The organism is Flavobacterium sp. GL_143 (assembly GCF_057834355.1).
The window spans coordinates 754,635-765,928 of record NZ_CM174401.1; the positions used below are offsets into that span (position 1 = coordinate 754,635).

Here is an 11,294-nt window from a genome sequence, read left to right on the forward strand (position 1 = left end):
TCATTCATAATAAAGTTATAATAAAAGTATTGATATAAAAAATTACTAATTTTGCATCGCTATGATTGAACAACTTCATCCAAGAATTACTGAAAACAAAGACTGGGCAACACTTTTGTTTGTGTTATGCTTTGCGGTTATTGCTATAACAAAGTCTATCTATGAGAGCCGTTTTGGAGACTTTACAAAATTGATTTTCTCTGATAAATATGCAAAAATATATAGAGATAGCAGCCATATAAAAAGCGGTTTTACAATTGCCTTATTTTTTTTACAAATTATTTCTTTTGCATTCTTTATACAACTTACCTTAAGTAGTTTTGGACATGCATCAAAGACTGATTGGACTCTTTATATCCAAATTGTAACCTTGCTGGGATTTTTTATTTTATCAAAGTATTTAATAGAAAAGATTGTTGCTACTTCTTTTAATATTGAAGAATTTATCGAGCACTTTAACTTACAAAAAGTAACTTATAGAGCTTATATCGGTATTTTAATCCTTCCAGTTAATGCAATTTTGTTCTATTATGACGATATTTCAAAAAATGTACCGCTAACAATACTAGCTATTTCACTATGTATTAGCCTGTTCTCTTATTTTATTTCAATTAAAAACTATCAAAACGTAATATTGAGTAAGTTATTTTATTTTATTTTATATCTTTGCACTCTTGAAATAGCCCCTTATTATTTTATGTATTATTGGTTTACCAAAGGGAGTGCTTAGAAAATATTACAACTTATGAAAGTGAAAACAATTTTGGTGTCACAGCCTGAACCTAAAGTGGAAAACTCCCCTTATTTTGAGCTCCAACAGAAACACAAAATAAAAATTGATTTCAGACCTTTCATTCACGTGGAAGGAGTTAACGCTAAAGAGATTCGACTTCAAAAAATCGATCTTAATCATTACACTGCAATCATTTTAACAAGCAGAAACGCTGTTGATCATTTTTTTAGAGTAGCAGAAGAAATGCGTTATAAAGTTCCTGAAGGATTAAAATATTTTTGTCAATCGGAAGCCGTTGCTTTTTACCTACAAAAATACGTAGTGTACAGAAAACGTAAAATTTATGTTGGTGCTAAAGATTTTGCAGATTTATCTCCATTAATCAAAAAGTACAAAGACGAAAAATTCTTACTACCTGCTTCTGATCAATTAAACGCTGATGCTCCTATTACTTTAAACAACTTAAAAGTTGATTGGACTCAAGCAATTTTTTATAAAACAGTAATGAGTGATTTATCTGACTTAGCAGATGTTTATTATGACATTTTAGCTTTTTTCAGCCCAACGGGAATAAAATCATTATTTAAAAACTTTCCTGACTTCAAACAAAACGAAACTAGGATAGCTGTTTTTGGAAGCACAACACAAAAAGAAGCTTTAGATTATGGTTTAAGAATAGATATTCTTGCTCCAACTCCTGAAACTCCATCAATGACAATGGCATTAGAAAAATATATTGCTGAAGCAAATAAAGGAAAATAATCCTTTATCTAAATAAATAAAAAGCTGCGAATTTCGCGGCTTTTTTTATGCCCAAATCCCAACTTCAAGTAATACAAAACCTTACATCACTTATAGATTTGAAATTTTTGTTTTATCTCAACTTCCACCCCAATTCATCTTTGTCAAAGTTTTAAACTTTGACAAAGATTTCGATTTCAGAACTTAATTAAAGTTTTATCATTAAATTTGGTTTCTATCTTTAACCAAACTACTCAAATTAGTTTCAAATCACAACACATGAAAATCAACTCACTCGTTATAGAAATAGATGGTATCGATAAAGAAATTTTACGACACTTAATGGAGGATGCACGAAAACCAATATTACAGATTGCTAATAAAATCGGAATTTCGGGTGCAGCAATTCACCAGCGATTACGCAAACTAGAACAATCAGGTGTGATATCGGGCTCAAAATTCACAGTTAACAATAAAGTATTAGGATACAATACAATGGCATTTGTAGGCGTATATCTTGATAAAGCTGCACGAAATCCGGAAGCTGTAAGAGAATTAAAAAAAATACCCGAAGTTCTCGAATGTCACTACACAACAGGAAACTGGTCGATATTAATTAAAATAATATGTCGTGACAACGAACATTTAATGCAGTTACTAAACACCAAAATTCAAGCAATTGAAGGCGTATCCAGGACAGAAACCTTCATCTCATTAGATCAACAAATCGACAGACAAATTCAGCTATAATTACCTGAATATATCATATATAAAAAAGGAGAGATTAAATCTCTCCTTCTATATTATCTTCTTTTTTTGCCTTCTTCTTTTCAAATGTCAAGACCAATGCTGGTAAGACTAATAAATTTGCAAACATTGCAAATAGCAACGTACAAGATATTAATCCTCCTAACGCAATTGTTCCGCTAAAACTAGACAATGTAAAAGTCGCGAATCCGAAAATTAATACAATCGAAGTGTAAAACGTACTAATTCCTGTTTCCCTTAAAGCACTAAATACTGATTTCTTGATCTTCCCGTTACTTTGCAATAAATCATGACGGTATTTTGCCATAAACTGAATCGCATTATCTACCGAAATACCAAAAGCAATACTAAATACCAATATTGTTGATGGCTTAAGCGGAATACCAAAATACCCCATTAATCCTGATGTAATACAAAGTGGCAAAATATTAGTAATTACTGATGCCATTACCATTTTTCCTGATCTAAACAAATAAGTCATAAGTGCTGCAATTACTAAAATCGCAAAAATTAAAGACTCTATAAGATTATCTACCAAATATGAAGTTCCTTTTTGGAACACTAAAGCTTTCCCTGTCAAGGTAACCTCGTAACGATCTTTTGGAAAAATCTCTTCTATTTTCTTTTTCAGCTTCCCTTCTACTCGAGCCATTTCCTGAGTTCCAATATCCTTCATAAAAGTCGTGATTCGAGCGTATTGTCCAGTCGAATCTACATAACTTTTCATCAAATTATCTTTACTGTTTTTAGTAGCATTTTTAGCATACGATAAAATAAATGTTTGCTCTTGTGAAGTTGGCAACTCATAATATTCTGGGTTACCATTATAAAATGCCTGTTTAGAGTATTTAACTAAATTTACTATCGAAACTGGTTTTGATAATTCTGGAATCGTAGCAATTGTTTCTTGCAACTCATCCATTTTTTTCATGGTCGATAATTTCATAACACCTTTTTTATGCTTGGTGTTAATCATAATCTCCAACGGCATCACACCGTTGAACTCTTTTTCATAAAAAAGAATATCCTTAAAAAACGATGCGCTTTTTGGCATTTCGCCAATTAAACTACCCGAAACTTTAATTTGAGAAACTCCTATCACACTAAAAAGAAGCGCTAAACCGTAGATTGTATAAATTACTTTTCGTTTATTTTTTACAACATTCTCAACCCAATCCAACAAAGACGAAATGTAATTTTTACTTAAGTGATACAAATGTTTCTCTTTAGGCAAAGGCATAAAACTATACACAATTGGCACTATTACAAGTGTAAGCAAGTAAACCGATATAACATTGATAGATGTCACTAACCCGAACTCAAACAACAAATCGTTACCCGTAATCATAAACGTTGCAAAACCTACAGCAGTTGTTAAGTTCGTCATTAAAGTCGAAACTCCAATTTTAGAAATAATACGTTGTAAAGCTTTTGCCTGATTGTTATGAATCTTTATTTCCTGCTGGTATTTATTGATTAAGAAAATACAATTTGTTATTCCGATTACGATAATCAATGGAGGAATTACTGCGGTTAAGATTGTAATTTTATAATGAAACAATCCTAATGTCCCAAACGACCACATTACCCCAATTAACAAAATACAGATTGATATAAACGTAGCTCTGAAAGAACGGAAAAACAAAAAGAAAATCAATGAAGTAATAAGTAATGCCGCACCAATGAAAAGCCCAATTTCACCTTTCATATTCTCCGCATTAATTGTTCGGATATATGGCATTCCCGAAACGCGAAGATCTATTCCTGTAGTTTTTTCAAACTTCTCAATTCTAGGAACCAATTCTTCCAGAATAAATGTTTTTCGAGCTGCAGTATTTACTATTTTCTTATTCAAATAAACAGCTGAACGAATACTCCCTGATTGCTTATTAAACAATAAACCTTCGTAAAAAGGCAAATTATTAAAAAGGTCAAATTTTATTTTTTTAAGGTATTCCGGATTTACTGCTTGATTTTGATCTATAAAAGGAACAAGTACAAATTTTTCTGCAACAGTATCTTTTTCCAGCTTCTTTAAATCATTTAGCGAAACAACTAAATCCACCGCTTTAGAACCCTTTAATCCTGTCATTAACTCATTCCAGGCAGCATAATTTTTTGGCGTAAAAAAAGTTTCGTCTTTAAATCCGATAACGATAAGATTTCCCTCTTCACCAAATTTATTTAAAAAGTCTTGATATTGCTGGTTTACAATATGTTTTTTAGGAAGTAAATTGGCTTCCGTATAAGTCATTCCAAGATTTCTCCATTGCAAGCCAAGAAAAACAGTTATGGCTGCAATAATCCCTAAAATTAGGATTCTATTTTTAAGTATAATTCTGGCAATAGATTCCCAGAAACCTACATTTGATTTCTTTTTCATAAAAGTATTAAAAATGGATGCAAATGTAGTGAAAAACACAGGAAAGGATAAAATTTGAGTACACTTTTATACTATTATTTCTATAAATTATAGTCATTTTTTTACAATAAGTTAATTGAAATTGATGCGATTTCTTAGCTACCTTTTCTCATATTTGTATTATTTTTGAGAAAATAATTACATTATTTAAAATATAGGATGAAGAACTACAAAAACGCATTGTTTTATATAGGGGTAACCGGAGGTTTTACAGCTTTAATTTACTGGATCATTACTAAAGGTAAATACTTAGAGGCAAATAAAACAATAGAAGTTGTAGGTACAGGAAAAGGTTCTTGGCAAGATTTTATTTCTTCGATGCAATCTAATTTTCAAGACCCACTAGCGATATTATTAGCCCAAATTATAACAATTATTTTTGTCGCCCGTTTTTTTGGGTGGATTTTCAAACGTATTGGGCAACCATCTGTAATAGGCGAAATTATTGCCGGTATTGCTCTTGGACCATCCTTATTAGGCTTGTATTTTCCTGAATTTGCAATGGCCTTATTTCCTGTCGAATCCTTAGGAAACTTAAAATTTTTAAGTCAGATTGGTTTAATACTTTTCATGTTTGTCATTGGGATGGAACTCGACTTAAACGCATTAAAAAACAAGGCAAATGAAGCCGTTGTAATAAGTCACGCCAGTATCGTAATTCCTTTTGCATTAGGTATTGGGCTCGCTTATTTTGTTTACAACCAATTTGCTCCCGAAGGTGTAAAATTCCTATCCTTTAGTTTATTTATGGGAATAGCCATGAGTATTACAGCTTTTCCTGTTTTAGCAAGAATCGTTCAAGAACGAGGTATTCATAAAACCAAATTAGGTACAATTGTTATCACTTGTGCTGCTGCCGATGATATTACTGCCTGGTGCTTGCTTGCTGTAGTAATTGCTATTGTAAAAGCTGGAAGTTTTGTTAGCTCGATATACATCATTTTTCTAGCTGTTATTTATGTTCTGGCAATGTTATACATTGTTAAACCATTCTTAAAAAGAATTGGTGATTTATATGGAGCAAAATCGAATATAGACAAACCTGTCGTGGCAATTTTTGTACTTACTCTTATTGTATCTTCATACGCAACCGAAGTTATTGGTATTCATGCCCTTTTTGGTGCATTTATGACTGGAGCAATCATGCCTGATGTTCCTAAATTCCGAACCATGTTTATCGAGAAAGTCGAAGATGTATCCGTAATTTTATTACTACCTCTTTTCTTCGTTTTTACTGGTTTAAAAACCGAAATCGGACTTATAAACGATCCTTATTTATGGACTGTAACTGGAATGATTATATTAGTTGCAGTTGTTGGGAAATTTTTCGGGAGTGCACTTGCAGCTAAATTCGTAGGACAAAGCTGGAAAGACAGTTTAACCATTGGAGCCTTAATGAATACAAGAGGATTAATGGAATTGGTCGTGTTGAATATAGGATTAGAACTCAAAGTTCTAACTCCCGAGGTATTTACAATGATGGTTATCATGGCATTGGTAACTACTTTTATGACTGGACCAGCGCTGGATTTAATCGATTTTGTGTTTAAAACCAAAGAAACCCCAGTTCTCGAAGAACCATCAATTAGCAATAAATACCGAATCTTGATTTCGTTTGGAAATAACGAAAGAGGAAAATCTCTTTTGCGATTGGCACATAGTATGGTCAAGAAACAGCAAGATAACTCTCAAGTTACGGCAATGCATTTATCTTTAAGCGACGAGATGCATGCTTTTAATATTGAAGATAAAGAGAAAGATAGTTTTATCCCACTTGTCGAAGAATCAAAAATTCTTAAACAAGAAATCACAACTATTTTTAAAGCTACCATAGACATTGAAAGTGATATTGCCGACATTGCCAATCAAGGCAATTATGACTTGTTACTGGTTGGTTTAGGACAATCTATTTTTGAAGGAACATTATTAGGGAAAGTAATTGGTTTTACAACCCGAATCATTAACCCAGATAGACTTATAGACAAATTTATTGGGAAGGAAGGATTGTTTCAGAATTCTCCTTTTGACGAAAGAACCCGTTTGATTGTTTCGAAAACTAAAATGCCTTTGGGAATCTTAATCGACAAAGAATTACAAAATGTAAATCAAGTATTTATACCAATTTTTAGTGTCGAAGATACGTTCTTGATAGATTATGCTCAAAAGCTAATTTTCAATAACAATTCACATATCATGATTCTGGATGTAAACGGAAACATAGAGTCTAATTTTGTAATTAAGAGTGCTATTAGTACCTTAGAGCAAAAATTCCCTAAAAACATATCAATGATGAGCGACCGTATCATCAAAAAGGAATTTTTAGACAAACAAGATTTAATGATTATTAGCCTTGAAAGCTGGAAAGCATTAGTCGACTCCAGAAGCACTTGGTTAAGTAACGTGCCTTCTGTATTAATTATTAAACCCTAAAAAATGAATTGGATTTTACTTATAATAGCTGGTCTATTTGAAGTAGGTTTTGCCTCTTGTCTTGGCAAAGCCAAAGAAACATCTGGAATGGTAGCTACCTACTGGATGATTGGATTTTTTGTATGCCTTACTATAAGTATGGTTTTATTATTTAAAGCAACTCAGGTCTTACCTATAGGAACAGCTTATGCTGTCTGGACAGGAATTGGAGCTGTAGGAACTGTTTTGGTTGGGATTTTTATATTTAAAGAACCCGCTACATTTTGGAGAATATTTTTCTTATCAACATTAATAGCTTCGATTATTGGGTTAAAATTTGTTTCTAGCCATTAATAACATGCAAACAAGCAATACTATAACTAATTCTCTACTAGCAATAATTCTTTTGCTAGTAGTTTTAATTGGTTATATCGTTTATCAGTTAATTCAATCTAGAAAAGCAAAAGAGATAGCCGAAAAGAATTTTTATTTACTTGAGATGAAAGTAAATGATTTGCAATTGGAAACACTGGAATCTAAACTGAATCCACATCTTTTCAAGAACATTCTTAATTCGATTCAATCACATGCGTATCAAACATATTTTGCTCTGGATAAACTAGCAAATGTGTTAGATTATATTCTTTACGAAAGCAAAAAAAAGCTAGTAACACCAAAAGAAGAAATCGAGTTTGCACTGAATCTTATCGAAATCAATAAAATAAAGATCAGTCCACTTTTCGAATTAAAAGTAAAAACTATTATTGGCGAAGACGAAAAATTGTACGACCAACCTTTACTCGCGCCGTTAATTTCTATCGATTTAATCGAAAACGCATTTAAACACGCCGACATACAAAATGCCGATGCTTTTATTTCAGTAATATTCGAATTTAAGGATAACCATTTCTCTCTGACCGTTTCTAATAAAATATCAGATAAAAAAGTATTAAAAAAAGAACGAAGCGGTATTGGAAACACTACATTGGAACAACGATTAAAAATTATCTATAAAAATCAATTCAAACTTGATAAATTTGTAGAGAACGATATTTACATTGCTCATTTAAAAATTAATCTACTTGAATACAAAACTCAAATGCTTACTACTGGATGATGAGTTACCTGGTTTAACTTATCTAAAGATGCTTTGTGAGCAAATTCCAGCATTAGAGATTGTAAAAACTTTTAATAATCCCGAAAAATTACTAGCCGAAATTCCAAATCTCGATTTCGATTTATTAATCTCGGATATCGAAATGCCAGGAATTGACGGATTGAGTCTTGCCAGTTTATTAGAGAATAAATTAATTATTTTTTGTACCGCTTACAAAGATTATGCTGCGGAAGCGTTTAATATTGATGCTGTAGATTATATTACAAAGCCAGTAAAAATAGAACGTTTGCAAAAAGCAATTTCCAAAGCGCTTGAGCAATTCAATAAACCTGAGGCTACAAAAAAATTCATGCACTTAAATACCGACAAAGGCAAAACCTTGTTGTATTTTAACCAAATTCAATACATAAAAACAGCCACAACAGATAGTCGGGACAAAACGGTGCTACTTACAGATGGTAGTTTGCTTACGTTAAAAAACATTAATTTTGATACCCTTTTAAAGCAATTACCTGATGCCCATTTTTGTCGGGTTAATAAAAAGGAAATCATAGCCATGAACGCCATACAATTCTTTAATCACAACGAAATTGTATTGCTTCATCAAAGAAAAAATGGGGAGAATATTACTCTTTCTTTAAGCGAAACGTACCGATCTGACTTTTTACTTAAAGTAAAAATATAAGTTATTACAAAGTTTTTCCGTCTTATTACATCTAACAGGAATTAGCTCTAGATTTTCTTTTTTCCTTAAAAGTCACTTCTCATATTTGCACAATAAATCAAAATGACGTGATATGAAAAACATCAAAAACTCATTATTTTATCTAATAATTATTGGCGGATTTTCGACTTTAATCTATTTGGTAATCTCAAAAGGAAAAGCATTAGAAATAGGAAGAGAAATAGTTGTAAAAAAAACAGAAAGTAGCCATTGGAATGACTTCATTTCGGCAATGATCGAAAATCTACAACATCCGCTTGCTATTTTACTTGCCCAGATTATTACAATTATTTTGGTAGCACGTTTCTTTGGATGGGTTTTTAGAAAAATTGGTCAACCATCAGTAATTGGAGAAATGGTTGCTGGTATTGTTTTAGGACCATCCCTTATCGGAATGTATTTTCCTGAATTTTCAGCCACTTTATTCCCAAAAGAATCCTTAGGAAACCTACAATTTTTAAGTCAGATTGGTTTAATACTTTTCATGTTCGTAATTGGTATGGAACTAGATTTAAAAGTACTTAAAAACAAAGCACATGAATCTGTTGTAATTAGTCATGCAAGTATTGTAATTCCATTTGCATTAGGACTAACATTGGCATATTTTATCTATCATACTTTTGCCCCAGTAGGAGTTGAATTTTCTTCTTTCGGTCTCTTTATGGGTATTGCCATGAGTATTACGGCATTTCCCGTTTTAGCTAGAATTGTTCAGGAACGAGGCTTGCAAAAAACCAAACTTGGTACCATTGCCATAACTTGTGCTGCTGCCGATGATATTACTGCCTGGTGTATTCTTGCCGTAGTAATTGCTATTGTAAAAGCAGGTTCATTTACTAGTTCATTATATGTAATAGGATTAGCAATTTTGTATGTAATTGTGATGCTAAAAATAGTTCGCCCATTTTTAAAACGTGTAGGCGATTTAAATTCAACTCGTGAAAGTTTAAACAAACCAGTAGTTGCCATTTTCTTCTTAACGCTTTTATTTTCTTCTTACGCTTCAGAGCTAATAGGAATCCATGCTTTATTTGGTGCATTTTTAGCAGGAGCGATTATGCCAGAAAACAATAAATTCCGTAATATTTTTATCGAAAAAGTAGAAGACGTATCTGTTATACTTTTACTTCCTTTATTCTTTGTTTTCACAGGATTACGTACTCAAATAGGTTTATTAAATGACCCCTATTTATGGAAAGTTACAGGAGTAATTATTGCTGTGGCTGTAGTTGGTAAATTCTTCGGAAGTGCTCTTGCAGCTAAATTTGTGGGACAAAACTGGAAAGATAGTTTAGCCATCGGTGCCTTAATGAATACTCGTGGTTTAATGGAACTGGTAGTTCTAAACATAGGATATGATTTAGGTGTTTTATCTACCGAAATTTTTACCATGATGGTAATTATGGCATTGGTTACCACATTTATGACTGGACCAGCTTTAGACTTTATCAATTTTATTTTTAAAGATAAAAAGACGACTATTCCAGAAGAAATAGGAAACAAAAGCAAATACAAAATCTTATTTTCATTTGATACTCCCGAAAAAGGAAAAACATTATTGCGTATTGCAAATAGCCTGACTAAAAAACAACCTGATAATACTATTGTAACAGCAATGCATTTATCGTTGAGCTCTGAGTTACACTCGTTTGAGGTAAAAGATTATGAAAGAGAAATGCTTTTACCAGTTATTTCAGAATCTGAAGTTTTAAACCAAAACATGATTAGCCTTTTTAAAGTATCTAATGATATTGATGCTGATATAACCGAAACGGCAAACCAAGGTGAATACGATTTATTATTGGTTAGTTTAGGACAATCTATTTTCGACGGAACGTTGCTAGGTAAAATCCTTGGTTTCACGACCAGAATCGTAAATCCAGACCGTTTAATCGATAAATTCACAGGAAAGGAAGGATTGTTTGAAAATTCACCTTTTGATGAAAGAACAAGGCACGTTATCGCTAAAAGCAAAATGCCAGTCGGAATTTTTATCGACAAAGAATTAGAAGAAATAAATCAGGTTTTCATGCCTATTTTCAGCAAAGAAGATGCATTCCTTATCGAATATGCAAAAAAATTAATTAACAACAATGGTTCCCAAATTACGATTCTAGATGCGAGCGGAGAATTAAAAAGCACGCGAGATATGCAGGAATCTATTCGATCTATTGAACAAATTGCCCCAAATCATATCATGCTAATGTCTGATAGAACTATAAAAAAAGAGTTTTTAGAGAATCAAGATTTAATGATTATTAGTTTAGACAGCTGGAAAAAACTAATCGAATCTCAAAGCACATGGCTTAATAATACGCCATCGGTTTTAATTCTTAAACCTTAATAGTTTTAAAAATCCCATTCGTAAAGAATGGGATTT

9 protein-coding genes are annotated in these 11,294 nt (G+C 32.1%); 8 read left to right on the forward strand and 1 reads right to left on the reverse strand.

Annotated elements, in window-relative coordinates; genetic code table 11:
* Window positions 1–61 precede the first annotated feature (61 nt).
* From AC3IPI_RS03165 to AC3IPI_RS03175, 3 genes are all read left to right on the forward strand, one after another.
* Window positions 62–730, forward strand: a complete 669-nt coding sequence (locus AC3IPI_RS03165) for a DUF4271 domain-containing protein (RefSeq protein ID WP_039115880.1) — start codon at window positions 62–64, stop codon at window positions 728–730.
* A gap of 15 nt (window positions 731–745) precedes the next feature.
* Entirely contained in the window at window positions 746–1,495 is a 750-nt protein-coding gene (locus AC3IPI_RS03170) for a uroporphyrinogen-III synthase (protein ID WP_039115878.1), read from the forward strand.
* A 258-nt stretch (window positions 1,496–1,753) separates the two neighbouring features.
* Window positions 1,754–2,224 carry an Lrp/AsnC family transcriptional regulator gene (locus AC3IPI_RS03175; RefSeq protein ID WP_035617352.1) on the forward strand — a complete coding sequence of 157 codons (471 nt, stop codon included), beginning with the start codon at window positions 1,754–1,756 and terminating at the stop codon, window positions 2,222–2,224.
* Between the two features lie 34 nt (window positions 2,225–2,258).
* Here AC3IPI_RS03175 and AC3IPI_RS03180 read toward each other — a convergent pair whose 3' ends face one another.
* Window positions 2,259–4,625 carry an efflux RND transporter permease subunit gene (locus AC3IPI_RS03180; protein ID WP_039117890.1) on the reverse strand — a complete coding sequence of 789 codons (2,367 nt, stop codon included), beginning with the start codon at window positions 4,623–4,625 and terminating at the stop codon, window positions 2,259–2,261.
* Window positions 4,626–4,823: 198 nt separating this feature from the next.
* Between AC3IPI_RS03180 and AC3IPI_RS03185 the strand changes: the two genes are divergently transcribed.
* The 5 genes from AC3IPI_RS03185 to AC3IPI_RS03205 all read left to right on the forward strand — a co-directional run bounded on the left by AC3IPI_RS03185 (window position 4,824) and on the right by AC3IPI_RS03205 (window position 11,258).
* Window positions 4,824–7,094, forward strand: coding sequence for a cation:proton antiporter (locus tag AC3IPI_RS03185; RefSeq protein ID WP_409417558.1), 2,271 nt, complete (start codon window positions 4,824–4,826; stop codon window positions 7,092–7,094).
* 3 nt (window positions 7,095–7,097) lie between these two features.
* Window positions 7,098–7,427, forward strand: coding sequence for a DMT family transporter (locus tag AC3IPI_RS03190; RefSeq protein WP_039117892.1), 330 nt, complete (start codon window positions 7,098–7,100; stop codon window positions 7,425–7,427).
* A 4-nt stretch (window positions 7,428–7,431) separates the two neighbouring features.
* Entirely contained in the window at window positions 7,432–8,190 is a 759-nt protein-coding gene (locus AC3IPI_RS03195; RefSeq protein WP_039115872.1) for a sensor histidine kinase, read from the forward strand.
* A complete protein-coding gene (locus tag AC3IPI_RS03200) occupies window positions 8,156–8,875 on the forward strand; it encodes a LytR/AlgR family response regulator transcription factor (protein ID WP_039115869.1) in 720 nt (239 codons plus the stop codon). The genes AC3IPI_RS03195 and AC3IPI_RS03200 overlap by 35 nt, the downstream gene beginning before the upstream one ends.
* A 112-nt stretch (window positions 8,876–8,987) precedes the next feature.
* Window positions 8,988–11,258 carry a cation:proton antiporter gene (locus tag AC3IPI_RS03205; RefSeq protein ID WP_489157065.1) on the forward strand — a complete coding sequence of 757 codons (2,271 nt, stop codon included), beginning with the start codon at window positions 8,988–8,990 and terminating at the stop codon, window positions 11,256–11,258.
* The last annotated feature ends 36 nt before the right edge of the window (window positions 11,259–11,294 follow it).

Coding starts and splice junctions, on each gene's coding strand:
- AC3IPI_RS03185 (WP_409417558.1), top strand. CDS start 4,824: ATGAAGAACTACAAAAACGCATTGTTTTATATAGGGGTAACCGGAGGT.
- AC3IPI_RS03195 (WP_039115872.1), top strand. CDS start 7,432: ATGCAAACAAGCAATACTATAACTAATTCTCTACTAGCAATAATTCTT.
- AC3IPI_RS03170 (WP_039115878.1), top strand. CDS start 746: ATGAAAGTGAAAACAATTTTGGTGTCACAGCCTGAACCTAAAGTGGAA.
- AC3IPI_RS03205 (WP_489157065.1), top strand. CDS start 8,988: ATGAAAAACATCAAAAACTCATTATTTTATCTAATAATTATTGGCGGA.
- AC3IPI_RS03165 (WP_039115880.1), top strand. CDS start 62: ATGATTGAACAACTTCATCCAAGAATTACTGAAAACAAAGACTGGGCA.
- AC3IPI_RS03190 (WP_039117892.1), top strand. CDS start 7,098: ATGAATTGGATTTTACTTATAATAGCTGGTCTATTTGAAGTAGGTTTT.
- AC3IPI_RS03180 (WP_039117890.1), bottom strand. CDS start 4,625: ATGAAAAAGAAATCAAATGTAGGTTTCTGGGAATCTATTGCCAGAATT.
- AC3IPI_RS03175 (WP_035617352.1), top strand. CDS start 1,754: ATGAAAATCAACTCACTCGTTATAGAAATAGATGGTATCGATAAAGAA.